The sequence below is a fragment of the Streptosporangium sp. CA-135522 genome (genome assembly GCF_050949235.1).
Lineage (GTDB): Bacteria > Actinomycetota > Actinomycetes > Streptosporangiales > Streptosporangiaceae > Streptosporangium.
The window spans coordinates 6,476,971-6,493,672 of sequence record NZ_CP192026.1 but is presented as its reverse complement, the minus strand read 5'-3'; the positions used below and the strand labels follow the sequence as shown (position 1 = coordinate 6,493,672).

Here is a 16,702-nt window from a genome sequence, read left to right as displayed (position 1 = left end):
ATACGGCAAACTGTGACAGTGGTGACAGGAGTGGATATCTCGCCTCGGGAAGCCGAGGTGCTGGAACTGGTCGGAGCCCATCTCAGCAACGCCGAGATCGCGGCACGACTGTGCATCTCGGTGCGTACCGTGGAGAGTCACGTCTCCTCGCTGCTGCGCAAGCTGGAGGTGCCGGATCGGCGGGCGCTCGCCCAGCGTGCGCCCGAGCCGGCCGGCACAGGCCCGTCGCATCCGGCAGCGGTTCTGCCGGCCCCGCTGACCTCGTTCATCGGCCGGGTGAGCGAGCGGGCCGAGCTGATCGAGATGATCAAGGCACATCGTCAGGTGACCGCGCTCGGTCCCGGCGGAGTGGGCAAGACCCGGCTCGCGTTGGCGGTGGGCGCGGAAGCAGCCGGCGAGCACTCCGACGGGGTGTGGTTCGTCGACCTGGTCCCGGTCACCGATCCTGGCATGATCGCCACTGCGGTCGCCGGGGCGCTCGGCCTCGGTGAGCAGCCCGGCCGCGACATGACCGAGACCGTGGTCGCCGCGCTGGCCGACCGTCACGCGCTGCTGGTGCTGGACAACTGCGAGCAAGTGGTGAACGGGGTGGCGCTGTTTCTCGAGCGGCTGCTGGCGACGTGCCCTCGGGTGAGGGTGCTGGCGACCAGCAGGGCTCGGCTGATGGTGCCGTTCGAACGGGTGTATCCGCTCCCGCCGCTGTCGCTGCCCGTCGATGGCGAGTCGGACGCGGTCGCGTTGTTCATGGAGCGAGCGGCGGCGGTCGGCCGGCCGCTGGATCCCGCACTGCGCGACCAGATCGCCTCCATCTGTGAGCGGCTGGATGGAATGGCGCTGGCGATCGAGCTGGCCGCCGCCCGGTATCCCACGCTCGGGCTGGACGGCATCACCGCCGCCCTGTCCCACCCGCTCCGGATGCTGACCGGCGGCTCCCGTGCCGATGAGCGGCACCGTTCGGTGCGGGGGGCGCTGGATTGGAGCCATGCTTTGCTGGAGCCGGACGACCGGGCGCTGCTGCGCCGGGCGTCGGTGTTCGTGGCGCCGTTCACCGCTGCCGCGGCGGCGGAGGTAGCCGGGTCCGAGGAAGGCGTTGTCGCCGAGGGACTGGCCCGGCTGGCCGAACAGAGCCTGCTGGTGGTGACGGCCTCCCAGGCCGGGACCGAGTACCGCGCGTTGGAGACCATCCGCCAGTACGGGATGGAGCGGCTGGCCGAGGCCGGTGAGCTGGTCGACGCTCGATCCCGCCACGTTCGCTGGTGCCTGGCCAAGGCCGCCGAGCTGGCGGTGGCACGAGCGGACTGGCGGGCCCGGTTCGACGCGGTGGCCGACGATCTGCGTGCCGCCCTGGCGTGGGCGGCCGACCAGCCGGAGCAGCGCACGGACGCGTACCACCTGGCCCGGTGCCTGGCGGAGCTGACCTTCACCCGTCACCTGATCGGCGAGTCCCAGGGGCGCTATGAGCAGGCCGCCGCGCTCGCCGACGACCCCGCCGCCGGCGCGTCGATGCTCCGGTAGGCCGCGGCCGTGGCCGGCTGCCGGATGCGTGGTGATGACATGTACCGCCTGCACCGCGCGGCCGCGGACGCCGCCCGCCGGTCCGGCGACACCGCCGGCGCCGCCGCTGACCTGGCGACCGCCGCCACCGATGCCTACAGGTTCTCCAGCAAGTTCGTACGCAAGCTGCCACAGGAAGAGGCGGTCGCGCTCATCACCCAGGCGCGGGAGCTGGCCGGCGACGACCCTGCCGCGCAGGCAGCGGTAGCGCTGGCCGAGGCCGGGCGGGCGCTCACCGATGCGATCGGCGCCGCACAGGGCCCAGACGACAACGCGGTCCCGGTGACGATCGCGTACGCCGAACGAGCGGTCGAACTCGCTCACCGCACGGGTGACCCGATCGCCGAGTCCGCCGCGCTCGACACGCTCACCGGCGCCCAGAGCTGGGCCGGTGACACGTTCGCCGCCGCCGACACGGCCCGGCGCCGGATCACGCTGCTCTCGTCCACACCGGATACCACGGCCGGTACCCACGAGCTGATCGAGGCGCTTGGCGAGGTCACCGAGGCCAGCCTCGGCACCGGCGACCTGCCGGGTGCCCGCCGGTGGGCACGGCAACTCGCGGATCATCCCTTGCTGGCGGAAGTCGGCCATCGTGCCACGGGCTGGCTCCTTGTGGCCGACGCGTTGGCGGGCAACGTCGACGAGATACTCACCGGCAGCGTCCGGTTCCTCGACGCGTGGCAGCGGGCCGGCGGCCCCGCCAGGTCCGTCCTCGGTCCGCCGGCGGCCGCAGTGGCGACGATCCACGGCCTCCGCGACGACCAGGACTCCTGGCGCGAATGGAGCACGGTGCTGAATCAGCTCGACCCCTCACCGGGGAACACCTACGGCTACGGGGCGGTCTTCGACGCGATGCTTCTGCTCCACCGTGGGCAGGCACCGCAGGCACTGGAGCGGATGGCGCCTGAGCCCGGCGAGGTGTGGCAATGGGTCACCTGGATCTGGCTTCACTGGTATGTGGCGCTGCGCGCCGAAGCCGCCGTGCTCGCCGGGAGCCCCGACGCTCGCGACCGTCTGACCGAGGCTCGGACCGTCGTGGCCGGCAACCCGGTCGCCGGCGCCATTGTGGAGCGAGCGGGAGCCCTGCTCGACGGTGACCGGGAGGCGCTGCTCGCCACGGTAGATGCGTTCGACGCCGCCGGCTGCCGCTACCAGTCCGCACGGACCATGGTGCTCGCCGGCGGCGACCATGCCGAGCGCGGCGCGACCGCGCTCGCCGACCTCGGCCTCGCCCCGATGACCCCTGCCCCGACGCCGATGATGGGCTTGGAGCGATAGTCGCCGAGCAGGATCCATCGGATCGCACTCGGCGATCATCGTTCTCCCCGTCGGCTGCGCCACGGCTGGCACCGCTACACCCTGTGGGCCGGCACCGGCCAGGGCGGCCAGTGGGAGAGCCGTACCGAAGTGCCGTGGTCCAACCGCCCCTGAACGCACACGACGCCAACGGCTTGTGTCGAACCGTGGGGTCAATGGCCGGGCACCTCGTAGGTGACGTCGTATTTGGCGGCGATGGGGTTGAGCTTGACCGGATCGAGCTCGCCGCCCGTGGTGATGCCTGGCCTGGCCTCGATCAGGTCCTCGATGAGGCACTCCCAGCCGCCCGGGGAGGAGATTTGGATCACCCGCGGGGGCGGGGTGGAGCCGCGGCGCAGGGCGTGCGGGATGCCGTGGGGCAGCAGGACGAACTGCCCCTTGGTGACGGTGTGGGTCCGGTCGTCGAAGTCGACGAGGAGCTCTCCGTCGAGCACGTAGATGCTCTCGTCGGCCTTGTGGTGAACGTGGCGCGGGATGTCCTGGGCCACGACGACCTCCAGCAGGGAGAACCTGCCTTCGGTGTCGGTGGTGCGGGCCTTGACCGCGAACGCGGGCGGCACCTTTACGCGGCCCGGCCGCGCCTCGCCGGCCTTGAGGAGGATGAAGCGGTCTTCGGGCATGAGGTATCCTTTCAAAGCGGATTCGGAATCCGATTCCGCTTTTAAGTCTAGACGGAGGAATACCGGAGATGTCAAAGCAGGCCGCTCGCAAGCCCCGCACCGACGCGGGCCGCAACCGCGGCCGCGTCCTGCAGGCGGCCTGCGAGTTGTTCGGCGAACGAGGGGACGAGGTGCAGATGTCGGAGGTGGCGCAGGCCGCCGGCGTCGGCGTCGGTACCGTCTACCGCCACTTCCCGACCCGCCAGGCGCTGGTCGAGGCGGTCGCGGAGCAGCGGTTCGCCGGCATCCTGGCGTTCGCCCGGGAGCAGTGCCTGCCCGACCCCGACACTCGGCAGGCTCTGGCCTGCTTCCTGCGCCGGGTCGCAGAAGTGCACGAGCAGGGCCGAGGAGTGTCCAGCGCCATCGAGGCGACGCTGGGCTCCACCGAGCCGCACGGCGAGACGGGCGCCGAACTTCTCGCCTTCGGCGAGGCATTGATCGAGCGCGGCCGGGCCGACGGCACCCTCCGCGCCGATGCCACGGTGACGGACCTCTACATGCTCACCGGGGCCGTGGCGGCCATCAGCCGCCAGGGAGTCGGCGATTGGCGCCGGTTCATCGACATCGCACTCGAGGGGATGGGCCCCGCTGAGAACAGAGCGCCGTCGGTCCGGCGAGGCTGATGGCGGTCATGGCCGATCGCCCTTTGCGGCTCGGCGCGCGTGGCTGGGACAACCAGCTCTGGCGACTCGGCGACGACCTCGCCGCCGCCTGGATTCTGCTGCCGGACGGCACCGCCGACCGTTTCCATGACGCCTACCAGCCGGCCCCGGACGCCGCGACCCTGCGCCGCGCCCGCGGATGGGCGGTGGGACGCGCCCTCAGCGGCATCCTCATCGGAGAAGCCGGCGTCCGCGGCCGCCCAGGCGGCAAGGCCACGTGGGGCCCACCCGCCCACGCCGCACTGCGACGCCTCATCGCAACGGCCCATCGCTGATCGATCACCTCCCCACACGCTCGAATACCTTCGCACCGGACCCCACCATTCATGGGAGGCGAAGGCGTCGAAAAGCGCGAGGCCCGAGTCACGCGGCACCAGCTCGTCGTCCCGCTGCAGCAGGAACTGGATCGGGACGGTGACCCGGGCCGCCGTCTCGGCCAGGGTTTCGTGGCCCGCGAGGCCGAGGACGGCGGCGTTCGTGCCGGGCGCGACCGGCCGTACGGCGCCGACCGGCCACCCGGTGAATCCGAGAGGGCACATGGGCGCCGAGCTCAGTCCTTGACGACCTCCACCCGGTAGCGGCCGTCGTCGTCACGGTGGGCGCCATGGATGTCGGTGGCCAAATCGGGGAAGGTCCGGTCGAAGTCCTCCAGAGCCTGCAAATACGTCATCAGCGGGCCGTCGGCCGGGCCGGTCGCCTCGCCGGGCATCAGCATGGGGATCCCGGGCGGGGTGACCACCACCGTGGCCGCGGCGACCCGGCCCGGCAGGTCGGCCAGCGAGACGCGCTCAGTGCGAGCTCGAATCATGGCCTGGTAACAGTCGGCGGGAGTCGACACCGGCTCGGGCAGGGAGGTGAAGACCTGGTCGAGAAGCTTCCCCACTCCGGAGTCGCGCAGTTTCTCGTGGACCAGGGTGCAGAACTTCTGCAGCGAGATCGCGGGCGGACCGAAGCCGGGCAGCACCTCCGCCAGGGACAGATCGTCGTCGTAGGCGTTCTTGAAGTCGGTGAGCGCGTCGATCAGCGTGCCCCACTTGCCCTTGGTGATCCCCATGGAGAACAGCACCAGCAACGTGTGGTCGCCGGTCTTCTCCACCACGATGCCGCGCCGCTGCAGGTAGGCGGCCACGATGCGGGCCGGGATGCCCCAGTCGAGCGTGCCCGTGGCGGCGTCGGCACCCGGGCAGGTGATCGTCACCTTGATCGGGTCGAGCAGGCAGTAGGCCTCCGACATCCCGTCGAACCCGTGCCACGCGGCCCCCGCCTCCAGAGTCCAGCACCGGGGCTCGGCGCACAGCAGCGCCGGGCTGGCGTCGGCGAACGAGACGGTCTGGCCGGTGCGCGGGTCGGTGACCGTAGGGGGCTGCCAGACGCCGAAGAACCAGTCGGGCCGCAGGCCGTCCTCGCGGATGCGGGCGGCCAGTCGCACCATCGCCTGCCGGAACCGGATCGCCTCGACGATCGCCTCCCCGGTGAGGAACGGCCCCGACGGGCCGTCCATCATCGCCGCCGCGACGTCCAGCGAGGCGATCACCGGGTAGAGCGGCGATGTGGAGGCGTGCATGAGGTAGGTCTCGTTGAACGCGTCGTAGTCGACCGGCGCCCGCTCCGCGGGGCGGACGTGCAGCATCGCCGCCTGCGACAGCGCGGCCAGCAGCTTGTGCGTCGACTGGGTGGCGAACACGGTGGGGCGCCCCGGGCCCGGCAGCGTGCGCTCGTCGATCGCCATGCCGTACCGGCCGGCGTAGAGCGGGTTGAACCGGGCGTAGGCGAACCACGCCTCGTCGAAGTGCAGCCGCGGCACGCTGGCGCCCAGCAGCTCACCGACCCGCACCGCGTCGTAGCACACCCCGTCGTACGTGGAATTCGTGATCACCGCGTACGTCGGCCCTCCGGCGGCAAGGGGGTGAGCGGCCACCCGCTCACGGACCGCGTCCGCCTCCAGCGTGGCGGGCGGGATCGGGCCCGCCAGCCCGAGCCCGTTGCGCTCGGGCACCAGGTAGACCGGGCGGGCGCCGCTGATGGCCAGTGCGTGCTGGACCGACTTGTGGCAGTTGCGGTCCACCAGGACGGTGTCGTCGCGGGCGATCGCGTGGTGACCGACGACGCGGTTGGCGGTGGAGTTGCCGTTGACCACGAAGAACGTGCGGTCGGCGCCGAAGACGCGGGCGGCGTTGCGCTCGGCCTCCCCGATCGGACCGGTGTGGTCGAGCGGCGACCCCAGCTCGGTGACGGAGATGGACAGGTCGGTGCGCAGCAGCCGCTCACCGTAGAAGTCGAAGAAGGCCCGCCCCACCGGCGACTTGAGGAACGCCACGCCGCCGGCGTGCGCCGGCGTGTGCCAGGAGTAGTGATGGTGATCCTGAAGACGCCGCAGTGCGCCGAAGAACGGCGGAAGGATCTTCTCGGCGTACTGGTCGGCCGCGTAGGCGATGCGCCCGGCGATGAACTGAGGGGTGTCCTCCAGTGGGAAGACGTAGCCCTGGATGACCTCGTACACCCACAGCGGAAGCTCCTGCTCCTGCGTCATCAGGAAGACGGGCAGGCCACGGAACCGCCTGGCCACCGCGCCCAGCAGCTCCTCGGCCCCCGGCGCGTCCCACGCCGCCAGCACCGCCGTCAGCGACGCGTCCGACCCGATCACCGCCAGGGCGTCTTCGGTCCGGTGGGTCCAGCGTACCTGGAGCCCGAGCTCGTCCATCGCCGCGCACACGCGGCGGATCTGCTCGGCGAGTGCCGAATCGGCGTCGGGACGTTCGGTGACGGCGGCCAGAACCGTTCGCTCCATGCGGAACTCCGTGATCGGGGGAAGGGGACGGGGCGGGAGGGTCTGCCGGCCCCACGCAATAGTAACAGTGGGCGGTCGAATGGCAACTCTTCGTAATGATCGTGTCGGTCGCCGGTCTGAGGCGCCGCGCCCCCTCCTGGAACGCCGATCCGCTCGACGAAGGCCGCAAGGGAGGCCTCTGGCGACCCTGGGTCTCGTGACGACATTCGGCCGAGCCTCTTCTGTAGCCGGTCGTCGCCTTCCAGAGCTCGACGCGGCGTCGACCTGCTCACCCGAGCCGGCGGCCCTTGCGGTCCTGGGCGGCGACCGCTGGGCCGTCCGAGCCGCGTTCGTGGAGCATCAGGGCATACATTCATGTATGTATGCAATCTCGCCGGAGACGGTGCCGCCACTCGGCATCCCCGAAGGGAGAGGGCCATGCAGGTCGAACCAGAAGCGGGCCGCGGCTAGGGTTCAGCGGTCAAGGATCCGGCCTGGGCGGTGGCCGCGCCGGCCGTCGTCGTACTGATCGGGCCGCCGTCGTACTGATGCCGTCCGCGGTGATCGTGACGGACGGTTGACCAAAGGTGGCGTCACGAACAAACAATCTTGTATATCTGATGACTATGGTTGCGCCGCTCCTGCCCAGTGACCCTCGGCAACTCGGTTCCTACTGGCTGGCCCGACGGCTCGGTGCGGGAGGCCAGGGCGTGGTCTACGAGGCCTACGACAGCCTGGGCGACCGGGTGGCGGTCAAGGCGCTGCGCGAGGACTTCATCACCGACGCCTACCGCGACCAGCTGCGCAAGGAGGTGGCGGCGCTCAGCCGCGTCGCCCCCTTCTGCACCGCGCGGATCATCGAGGCCGACCTCGACCACGTTCCGCCGTACCTGGTCAGCGAGTACGTCCCCGGGCCTGATCTGCAAAACCATGTGGACGAGAACGGGCCCTACCGTCCGGACGACCTCTACCGTCTCGCGGTCGGCATCGCCACCGCGCTGTCGTCCATCCACGAGGCCGGCGTGATGCACCGGGATCTGAAGCCGGCGAACGTCCTGATCGGTCCGGAGGGTCCCCGGGTCATCGACTTCGGCATCGCGCGCACCGAGGAGATGTCCCGGAGCGCGACCGGGCAACTGAAGGGCACCCCGCGCTGGATGGCCCCCGAGCTGTTCCGCGGCCACCGCGCCTCACCGGCCGTCGACATCTGGGCGTGGGGCGCCGTCGTCCTGTTCGCCGCCACGGGCAAGCCGCCCTTCGACGGCGACAGCATGCCCGCGCTGATCCAGCAGATCCTTCATCACCGGCCCGAGCTCGATGCGCTGCAGGAGCCGCTGCGGTCCCTGGTGGCGCGGGCGCTGTCCCACGACCCGGCCCGGCGCCCCGCACCGTGGGAGCTGCTGAAAGGCCTGATCGGCGGCGAGGGCGCGTTCGAGGAGGCCACCGCGGTCGCCGGGGCCCTTTCGGCCACGGCGGTCCCCCCGTCGCTGGCGCAGGTGGCCGAGCAGGTCTATGCCGGGCTCGCACCGCACGAGCAGGCCGCCGTACCGCGCATCCTGCTGCGGATGATCGCCGCGGAGCCAGACGCCCGGCACACCCTGCGCAAGGTCTCCACCACCGAGTTCCTGGACATCGAGACGGCCGAGCAGAGCGTCTGGCACACCCTCGACCGGCTGGGCGAGGCGGGGCTGGTGGTCCGCGACGGCGACTTCTTCACACTCGCCACCCCGGCGCTGGTGCGGGCCTGGCCGCGGCTGCGCGACTGGGTCGCCGACGAACGCGAGGTCCTCGACGCCCACCACGAGCTCGCCGACGCCGCGCGGCGCTGGCAGAGCCACGGCCGTAAGCACGGTGACCTGCTGCAGGGCAGCTCGCTCGACGAGGCACTCACCCGTGTTGCGGCCAGTCGCCGGCACCTCACCCTCAACCTGGTCGAACGCTCGTTCCTCGACCAGTCGGTGCACGCCGCGCAGCGCAGGCGGCGCTATCGGACCCTGCTGAGCGTCGTCCTGGCGGTCCTGCTCGTCGTGTCCGCCGCAACGGCGGCCATCGCGATCGTCCAGGGCGTCGAGCTGACGGATACGAACAAGACCATCTCCCGGCAGCGGGATACGGCCATCGGCGACCGGGTCGCCAACCTCGCCATCACGATGCGGCGCGTCGATCCCGCCACCGCCAAGCGGCTCGCCGTCGCCGCCGCGACCCTGGCGCCCGACGGTCAGGCCACCAGAAACGCGCTGGCCACGCTCTACGGCCAGTGGGAGCAGTACACCTACCGGCCATCCGGCGTCGACGGCGGCTGGCGGATGAACGCGGACGGCACCCGCCATCTCATGGCGTACGCGCGCGGCCATGAGGTGCGGATCGCCGACGTCGACTCGCGCCGGGTGATACGGACGATCACCCTGACCGGAGAGCCGGTCGACGACCACACGCTCGGTCACCCCCTGTCCCTCACGCCGGACGGCAAGACCGTCTCGCTGGTCAGGAAGGACGGTGCCATCGGCATCTGGGACACGACGACCGGCCGGCCGCGGCCGGTGACGATCCGCATCCCCGAGCCGTACGCGATGCTCGATCCCACGGGCACCCGCCTCCTGAGCTTCGCGGCGACGCAGGCGGTCGTCTGGGACGTCGCGTCGGGCAAGCCCGTTCTCACGATCCCGTACCAGCTCACGGCCGCGACCTTCACCCCTGACGGGCGGTTTCTGGTCAGCCTCCGGGGCGGAGAGTTCGAATACTGGGACGTCGGCAAGGGCACGAAGGCGCCCCTGCCGCGATTCGGTAAGGATTCCGAGAGAATCAACGGCATGGAGGTCAGCCCGGACGGCAGACGCCTTGGCGTGATCAAGGGCGACCGCGTGTGGATCATCCGCCTGGACAAGGAGGACGTGAGCTGGCGGCAGCTCCCGAAGAACGCCGACAACACCGGAATCGCCTTCAGCGACGACGGCAGGTTCGTCGCGGTCGGCGGCACCGTCTGGGGCACCGAGGGCGTCCACGACCAGTCATGGGACCTTGTGGGCGAACGCAACGAGCCCGTCTTCAGGCACTCCGGCGGCTGTGCCAACCCCGCCTTCGGCCCGGGAGACCGCACCCTGCGCTGCGCGGATTACTCCACGGACACCGTCACCGTCCTGTCCCTCGATCCCATCGCGGACTCGGTCAAACTCACCGACTCCTTCTTCGGCCCCGCGGCGGTCCTCAGCGAGGACGGCTCGACCCTTGCCATCGAGTCCCGCCGCGACCTGGAGATCTGGGATCCGGTCAGGCGGGTCAAACGGGGAGCGCTGCCGCTCAACGGTGTCAAGGGCACCAGCGAATCGCTGTTCGCGTTGTCGAGAGACGGAAAGCTCCTGGCGAGCAGCTTCCGCAGCAGCGGGAAAGTCGAGATCTGGGACGTCGCCTCGGCGACCAGGAAGATCACCCTGCAGACCGGGCACGCGATCAGCGACCGGATTCCTCTCAGGTTCTCGCCTGACGGCAGGACGCTCGCGGTGCTCACCAGCCCCACGATCAGCTCGACCTCGCTCGAACTGTGGGACGTGGCCTCGGGAGGTCTGCGGGTCAAGTCCGCCGGAGTCCAGGTGGATCCCGACCAGTCCGTCACCGGCGAACCGCGTGTCCTCTTCAGCCCCGACGGACGGACCGTGCTCTCCGGGCCGGACCAGGGCGTCGTCGACGTCGCCACCGGCAGGAGAGTCCTCGCTCCCAACCTCGAGCTGAGCCCCGCCAAGGCCCGCAGCCGGGACGGGCTCGTCGTCGTGGTCGACAAGGACAAGGTCGCGTTCTGGGACGCGCAGACCCTCCAGCACGGATACGACGTGCTCCCGGGCGCGGAGCTGGGCAACGCCGTCGCCTTCGCCCCCGACGGGAAACTGCTCGCGCTGGCCGACACGACCGGCCGGATCCGCCTGTGGGACGTTCCGAACAGACGCGCCCTGGGCCTTCCGCTCGCCGGTTTCCTGACACCGAAGGCCAAGGTCGGCCCGGACAAGATCACGACCATGGCCTTCTCGGCCGACGGCGCGGTTCTGATGGCCGTTGACGACGCCGGCCGCCTCCGCACCCACCTCGTCGCCCCCGGCAAGGTCAAGAGCGCCCTGTGCGGCCTCTTCGGCCCGCTCTCCGCGGCGGACTGGAAGACCCACATTCCGGAGATTCCCTACCGCCGCACCTGCTGATCGGCGTCGGACGCAGCCCCTCGGGCGCTCAGCGGAGCTCGGCCCGCCGTCCGCCTCGACGACCCGGCATCCCCCCGTCCCGGCCGGCCGGGCCTCGGCGCCGCAGGCCCGGCATGCCCGCCACCCGCGAGTCGCGCCGGACTCCGCGATCGGCTCCTCTTCGTAGAGGCAGGCCCGATCGCCACCGAGGACTACTCGGTGGTGCGCTGGAGGGGCTCCCGGCAGGTACGCGGGCGCTTTCCCCCGCCGCGCCGAAAACAGCTCTGGGGCGGTGCCCCGCAGAGCGGAGGCACCGCCCCAGGACGAAGCCGACATTGTCGCGGATGATCATCGGGTGGACGCGGCCGATCTTCTCGAAGCGTGCCCCGGCGAACCGGCACGATGCCGGCCCGCACACGGAGAAGGCCTGGCCGTGATCCGGTTTCCGGCATCTCCGGACCCGATGTCTCGAAACCTGATGTCTCGAAACCTGCTGTCTCGAAACCTGCTGTCTCGAAACCTGCTGTCTCCGAGCCCGCCTACCGGTCGGCAGGCTCGTCGGCGCGGGCGTCGGCCTCGTCGTCCGGCGCGGTGGTGGCGCCGGTGCCGAGTTCCTCACGCAACCGCGCGAGATCGATGTCGTGGCTGCCGTACTTCAGCTGACGAGCCACCTTCGTCTGCTTCGCCTTGGCGCGACCCCGCCCCATTGGTCTACTCCCTCGCAGGCCGCACCCGGCCTCTTGTCACTGTGCCCATCGCATCGGCGCGACCTGACGCGGCGTGTCAGGCCTTGCCCGCCGGTAGCCGTATCTGCAGACGCCCTGTTCGTCCCCGACCTGGTCTGGATCGGGTCAACCGGGCGACGTACGGGGACGGGCTGCCGCCGTCATTCTAACTGGGATCCTTACGATTTGAACAATTATGCAATTTGCCACATCCTAGGTTTTGTGTGCTCGCCATCCGGGTGCTATGGGGTTGGTCCGGTTTACGGGAAGCAGGGGCATGGGCGGGTTCGCGGCAGGGCTACGGACACGCGTCGATGAGGTCGGCGCCGGCGTCCGGCACGTCGCCGCGCTTGCCGGTGGAGCGCCGTGATCATGTCGGTGCCGCTGTACCAGGCCAAGGCCGAGCTCTTCCGCACACTCGGACACCCGGTCCGCATCCGGGTGCTCGAACTGCTGCAGGACGGCCCCCTGCCGGTCCGGGACCTGCTGAGCGCGATCGACGTCGAGGCCTCCAGCCTGTCCCAGCAGTTGGCGGTGTTGCGCCGTGCCGGGATCGTGAGCGCCACCCGGGAGGGGGCCACCGTCGTGTACGCCCTGTCCACCCCGGACGTGGCCAGGCTGATGGCCGCCACACGATGGATTTTGGCCGAGCTGCTGGCCGGTCAGGGCGAGTTGCTGGCCGAGCTGCGTGCGGAGGCCTGATGGCCCCTCACCCCACTCCAGGAAGTGTCATGGCCCAGCGGAAGAGAAAGACCCTCGAAGAGCGGATCGCCGACCGTCAGGCGCAAAGGCCCGAGCTCAAGGACGGCAAGCACTTCGAGCACGGACCCGCGAAGTTCGTCTTCGTCTTCCTCATCGTGCTCGTCGTGGTGATCCACATCGTCGGCCTCGCCATCGTCATGGCGCTTGACCTCGGCTAGCGCCGTACCCGTGCCGAGGCCCGGAGGTCTTCGAGGAGCTCGGCCTGTCCCGAGAGCACGCCGGTGAGGATCGAGCGCGCCAGCGTCAGCAGTTCGGCGATGTCGTGGCTGGTGAGCGAGTAGTACACGCTGGAGCCCTCTTTGCGCGACACGACCAGGTTGGCGCGCCGCAGCACCGCCAGTTGCTGTGACAGGTGCGCGGGCTCGATGCCCACCTCCGGCAGCATCTCCGCGACCGAGTGGTCGCGCTCGCTGAGCAGCTCCAGCACCCGGATGCGCGAAGGGTGTCCCAGCGTTTTGAAGAACTCCGCCTTCAGCTGATACAGCGGCCTGCTCACCGCGGCGCCCCTTCCCGCCGGCAGCGGCGCCGGGATCGCCGGGCTCCACCGGCGCCACGGCACGGCCGTCGTGCCGGTGTCCTCGGATCTCATCATCTTCTGCAATTGCTAATCTTAGCAATCGTATCGTCCGAGAAGCCGCACCGTCTGACAAATGTCACTGCCAAGCCCGGACGATGGACACTGACGGCCACGCTGGAGCGCTTCTAGCGTTGCGGCATGAACGCCATCGCCTTCACCGACGTGAGCAAGAGCTACGGAAACGTGCTCGCCGTCGACGGCCTGGACCTCGCCGTCGAGGCCGGCAGGACCGTCGCGCTGCTCGGCCCCAACGGAGCCGGCAAATCCACCTCGATCAACATGCTGCTCGGCCTGCTGCGCCCGACCCGGGGCCGGATCGAGGTTTTCGGGCGTTCTCCGGACGAGGCGGTGGCCCGGGGCGAGGTCGGCGCCATGCTGCAGAGCGGTGAGCTCATCCCCGAGCTCACCGTCCGGGAGGTGGTGGACTTCGTCCGGCGCCTCTACCCCCGGCCACTCGGCCTCGACGAGATCCTGAGGATGGCCGACCTCTCCGACCTGGCGAAGCGGCGCGCCGGCAAGCTGTCCGGCGGCCAGTCCCAGCGGGTCAGGTTCGCCCTGGCCATCGCGGGCGCTCCCAAACTGCTGGTGCTGGACGAGCCCACCGCGGCCATGGACGTGGAGTCGCGGCTGCGGTTCTGGGACGGCATGCGCGCCTACGCCGCCGGGGGCCGGACGGTGCTGTTCGCCACGCACTACCTCGAGGAGGCCGACGAGAACTCCGACCGGGTCATCGTGGTCGCCCGGGGCCGGATCGTGGCCGACGGCACCGCCGCGCAGATCAAGGCCGGGGCCGGCGGGCAGACGGTCCGCTTCACGCTGGGCGGGCAGGCCTCGGCCGGGCTGGACGCGCTGCCCGGGGTCACCGCCGTGGAGGTCCGGGCGGGCACCGTCACGTTGCGCACCGCCGATCCCGACGCCACCGTGGCCGCCCTCTACCGTGGCACCTCGCTGGAGATCCACGACCTGCGGATCGCCGGCGCCGACCTCGAAGACGCCTTCCTCGCACTCACCCAGGAGTCATGATGCTCGACTACGTCAGGATCGAGGCACTGCGGATGCTGCGCAACAAGCGTTACGGCATCTTCGTGGTGGCCTTCCCCGTCGCGTTCTACCTGCTGTTCTCCAGCCTCTACGGCGACCAGACCGGCGCCGGCGGGGTCCGGGCGAACGCCGTCCTCATGGTCTCGATGAGCGCCTACGGCGCGCTCTCCGCCTCGATGATGAGCACCGCCGTGCCGTGGGCGCAGGAACGTCAGAGCGGCTGGCTCCGCCAGCTGCAGATCACCCCGCTCACCAACTGGACGATCATCGTGACCAAGCTGGTCACCTCGCTGCTGCTGGTGCTCCCCTCCATCCTGCTCGTCTGCGCCGCCGCCGTGCTCACCCAGGGCGTCTCGCTCGCCCCCGCGCGGTGGGCCGGGCTGATCCTGGTGATGTGGGTGGGGGCCGTCCCGTTCTCCGCCCTGGGGCTGATCGTCGGATCGCTGCTGCCTCCCGACACCGCGCAGCCGGTGGCGATGATCGGGATGTTCGGGCTGGCGATCCTGGGAGGTCTGTGGTTCCCGGTAGAGCTCATGCCCGCCGCGATGAGGGCCGTCGCGCACGTGATGCCCTCCTTCGACTACGCGGACATGGGGCAGAGCATCCTCGCCGGGCACGGCGTGCCGATCTCGGACGCCCTGACCGTCGGGGCCTGGGCGGTCGCGCTGGGCGCGGTCGCGGTCCTCGCCTACCGCCGGGCCACCGTACGGGCATGAGAATAGATTCGATCTTCACCTTCGGCGGGGCGGGAGCGCAGGAGCGCCCGTTGCGCTGGCGGCGGCTGGCAGGGATGTCCGTCGGCCTGGTCTACCTGTTCTTCCCGGTCATGGACATCGTCACCGGCGAGGTGACCGGCGCGCGGGCCGTGTGGGGGGCCCTGGGCCTGATCGCCTACGTCGCCTGCTTCCTCACCACCGCGCTGGTTCCGAAGGAGTACGGCGAGTCGACCCCGCTGACCTACGGGTCCATGGGCGGCGCCACGCTGCTGGCCGTCGGTCTGCCGTTCCTCTTCGGCGGAGGCTGGTTGACCCTGCCGATCTACACCACCGTCATCTACAGCATGGCGCTGCGCCCGGCCTGGGCGCTGCTCGGCATGCTGGTGATGGGCGCCGTGGTCGCGCTGGTCGGCCTGCTGAGGCAGCACGACCCCGCCGGCACCGTTGTGCTCCTGTTCCAGGTCGTCACCCTCGGCATTCTGTTCATGAGCGTGCGCAACACCCGGATGCTGATGCTTCAGCTCCACCAGGCGCGCGACGAGGTGGCGCGGCTGGCCGCGAGCGAGGAACGGCTGCGCATCGCCCGGGACCTGCACGACCTGCTCGGCCACAGCCTGTCGCTGATCGTGCTGAAGAGCGAGCTGGCCGGCAGGCTGGCCGAGAACGGCGCCGAGCGGGCCGTGACGGAGATCCTCGACATCGAGTCGGTGGCCAGGCAGGCGCTGGTCGAGGTGCGCGACGCCGTCAGCGGCTATCGCCAGCGCGGGCTGGCGGGGGAGCTCGACGGCGCCCGTGCCGCCCTGGAGGCGGCGGGGACGCAGGTGACGGTCCGGCTCGCGGGAACGCCGCTGCCCGACGCGGTGGACGGCCTGCTCGGCTGGGCGGTGCGCGAGGGAGCCACCAACGTCCTGCGGCACGCACGGGCGGCCCGGTGCGAGATCACGGTCGTCCACGACGAGGAGGCGACCGTCCTGGAGATCATGGACGACGGGCGCGGAGCGGCGGCCTACGGGCCGGGCAGCGGGCTGAGCGGGCTGACCGAGCGGGTGGAGGCGGCAGGTGGGGCGGTGGCCGCAGGGCCGTGCGAGACCGGCTTCGCCCTCAGGGTCAGGGTTCCACGGGCCGTAGGGTCGCGGACATGATCAGGGTGTTGCTGGTGGAGGATCAGGCGATGGTCCGGGGCGCGCTGGCCTCGCTGCTGGGCCTGGAGCCCGACATCGAGGTGGTGGGGGAGGCCGCCTCCGGGCAGGAGGCGCTCGCCGAAGCGCTCGAGGTACGGCCGGATGTCGTGCTGCTCGACATCGAGATGCCCGGCGGCGACGGCATCACCGCAGGGGCGGCGATCCGCGAGGCGCTGCCCGGCTGCCACATCATGATCCTGACCACCTTCGGCCGCCCCGGCTACCTGCGGCGGGCGATGGAGGCGGGCACGGCGGCGTTTCTGGTCAAGGACAGCCCGGCCCGCGAGCTGGCCGCCGCCATCCGCCGGGTGCGTGACGGGGAACGGGTCATCGATCCCGGCCTGGCGGCCGCCGCGCTCAGCGCGGGCCCCAACCCGCTGTCGCCTCGCGAGCGCGACGTGCTGGCCGCCGCGGCCGACGGCTCCACCGTCGGCGACATCGCCGGGCGCCTGCACCTGTCGGAGGGCACCGTGCGCAACTACCTGTCCTCGGCCATTCAGAAGACCTGCACCCGCAACCGCATCGAGGCCGTCCAGCGGGCTCGGCTCCAGGGCTGGCTGTGACCCCCCGCGAGC

Annotated in this window: 16 protein-coding genes; 12 read left to right on the top strand and 4 right to left on the bottom strand. The window is 70.8% G+C overall.

Translation table 11 applies throughout. The features are described 5' to 3' along the window. Nucleotides 1-21: 21 nt before the first annotated feature. Nucleotides 22-1,515, top strand: a complete 1,494-nt coding sequence (locus tag ACQPYK_RS31000) for an ATP-binding protein (RefSeq protein WP_433238555.1) — start codon at nucleotides 22-24, stop codon at nucleotides 1,513-1,515. Nucleotides 1,516-1,554: 39 nt separating this feature from the next. Further along, nucleotides 1,555-2,835 carry a hypothetical protein gene (locus ACQPYK_RS30995; protein ID WP_433238552.1) on the top strand — a complete coding sequence of 427 codons (1,281 nt, stop codon included), beginning with the start codon at nucleotides 1,555-1,557 and terminating at the stop codon, nucleotides 2,833-2,835. A 191-nt stretch (nucleotides 2,836-3,026) separates the two neighbouring features. Here ACQPYK_RS30995 and ACQPYK_RS30990 read toward each other — a convergent pair whose 3' ends face one another. Beyond that, a complete protein-coding gene (locus ACQPYK_RS30990) occupies nucleotides 3,027-3,494 on the bottom strand; it encodes a cupin domain-containing protein (protein WP_433238549.1) in 468 nt (155 codons plus the stop codon). 68 nt (nucleotides 3,495-3,562) lie between these two features. On the opposite strand from ACQPYK_RS30990, the gene ACQPYK_RS30985 reads away from it, so the two are divergent. The 3 genes from ACQPYK_RS30985 to ACQPYK_RS30975 are packed head-to-tail and all read left to right on the top strand — an operon-like array spanning nucleotide 3,563 to nucleotide 4,773. Then, entirely contained in the window at nucleotides 3,563-4,156 is a 594-nt protein-coding gene (locus ACQPYK_RS30985; protein ID WP_433238546.1) for a TetR/AcrR family transcriptional regulator, read from the top strand. A gap of 8 nt (nucleotides 4,157-4,164) precedes the next feature. Further along, nucleotides 4,165-4,470, top strand: a complete 306-nt coding sequence (locus ACQPYK_RS30980; protein ID WP_433238543.1) for a hypothetical protein — start codon at nucleotides 4,165-4,167, stop codon at nucleotides 4,468-4,470. 51 nt (nucleotides 4,471-4,521) lie between these two features. Next, entirely contained in the window at nucleotides 4,522-4,773 is a 252-nt protein-coding gene (locus ACQPYK_RS30975) for a hypothetical protein (protein ID WP_433238540.1), read from the top strand. Here the strand turns inward: ACQPYK_RS30975 and ACQPYK_RS30970 are convergent. Next, complete coding sequence (locus ACQPYK_RS30970; RefSeq protein WP_433238537.1) at nucleotides 4,746-6,983, bottom strand: Orn/Lys/Arg decarboxylase N-terminal domain-containing protein; 2,238 nt, start codon at nucleotides 6,981-6,983, stop codon at nucleotides 4,746-4,748. The genes ACQPYK_RS30975 and ACQPYK_RS30970 overlap by 28 nt on opposite strands. Nucleotides 6,984-7,582: 599 nt before the next feature. On the opposite strand from ACQPYK_RS30970, the gene ACQPYK_RS30965 reads away from it, so the two are divergent. Next, nucleotides 7,583-11,146, top strand: coding sequence for a WD40 repeat domain-containing serine/threonine protein kinase (locus ACQPYK_RS30965; protein ID WP_433238535.1), 3,564 nt, complete (start codon nucleotides 7,583-7,585; stop codon nucleotides 11,144-11,146). 518 nt (nucleotides 11,147-11,664) lie between these two features. On the opposite strand, the gene ACQPYK_RS30960 is transcribed toward ACQPYK_RS30965, so the two are convergent. Then, complete coding sequence (locus tag ACQPYK_RS30960; protein ID WP_433238532.1) at nucleotides 11,665-11,832, bottom strand: DUF3073 domain-containing protein; 168 nt, start codon at nucleotides 11,830-11,832, stop codon at nucleotides 11,665-11,667. A gap of 390 nt (nucleotides 11,833-12,222) precedes the next feature. Between ACQPYK_RS30960 and ACQPYK_RS30955 the strand changes: the two genes are divergently transcribed. Then, complete coding sequence (locus tag ACQPYK_RS30955; protein ID WP_433238529.1) at nucleotides 12,223-12,552, top strand: ArsR/SmtB family transcription factor; 330 nt, start codon at nucleotides 12,223-12,225, stop codon at nucleotides 12,550-12,552. A gap of 29 nt (nucleotides 12,553-12,581) precedes the next feature. Further along, complete coding sequence (locus ACQPYK_RS30950) at nucleotides 12,582-12,770, top strand: hypothetical protein (protein WP_433238526.1); 189 nt, start codon at nucleotides 12,582-12,584, stop codon at nucleotides 12,768-12,770. On the opposite strand, the gene ACQPYK_RS30945 is transcribed toward ACQPYK_RS30950, so the two are convergent. Then, nucleotides 12,767-13,204 (bottom strand): ArsR/SmtB family transcription factor, encoded by a 438-nt coding sequence (locus tag ACQPYK_RS30945; RefSeq protein WP_433258956.1) that lies wholly within the window; start codon nucleotides 13,202-13,204, stop codon nucleotides 12,767-12,769. The genes ACQPYK_RS30950 and ACQPYK_RS30945 overlap by 4 nt on opposite strands. Before the next feature lie 123 nt (nucleotides 13,205-13,327). Here ACQPYK_RS30945 and ACQPYK_RS30940 point away from each other — a divergent pair, with 123 nt between their 5' ends. From ACQPYK_RS30940 to ACQPYK_RS30925, 4 genes are read left to right on the top strand one after another with little or no spacing between them, the layout of a single operon-like run. Beyond that, a complete protein-coding gene (locus ACQPYK_RS30940) occupies nucleotides 13,328-14,212 on the top strand; it encodes an ABC transporter ATP-binding protein (protein WP_433238523.1) in 885 nt (294 codons plus the stop codon). Next, nucleotides 14,209-14,946 carry an ABC transporter permease gene (locus ACQPYK_RS30935; protein ID WP_433238520.1) on the top strand — a complete coding sequence of 246 codons (738 nt, stop codon included), beginning with the start codon at nucleotides 14,209-14,211 and terminating at the stop codon, nucleotides 14,944-14,946. The genes ACQPYK_RS30940 and ACQPYK_RS30935 overlap by 4 nt, the downstream gene beginning before the upstream one ends. Then, the gene (locus tag ACQPYK_RS30930; protein ID WP_433238517.1) at nucleotides 14,943-16,088 is read left to right on the top strand and encodes a sensor histidine kinase; all 1,146 of its coding nucleotides are present in this window, start codon (nucleotides 14,943-14,945) and stop codon (nucleotides 16,086-16,088) included. The genes ACQPYK_RS30935 and ACQPYK_RS30930 overlap by 4 nt, the downstream gene beginning before the upstream one ends. Further along, nucleotides 16,085-16,690: a response regulator gene (locus tag ACQPYK_RS30925; RefSeq protein WP_433238514.1), complete on the top strand. Its 606-nt coding sequence runs from the start codon at nucleotides 16,085-16,087 to the stop codon at nucleotides 16,688-16,690. Before ACQPYK_RS30930 ends, ACQPYK_RS30925 begins: the two co-directional genes overlap by 4 nt. Nucleotides 16,691-16,702: the final 12 nt, after the last annotated feature.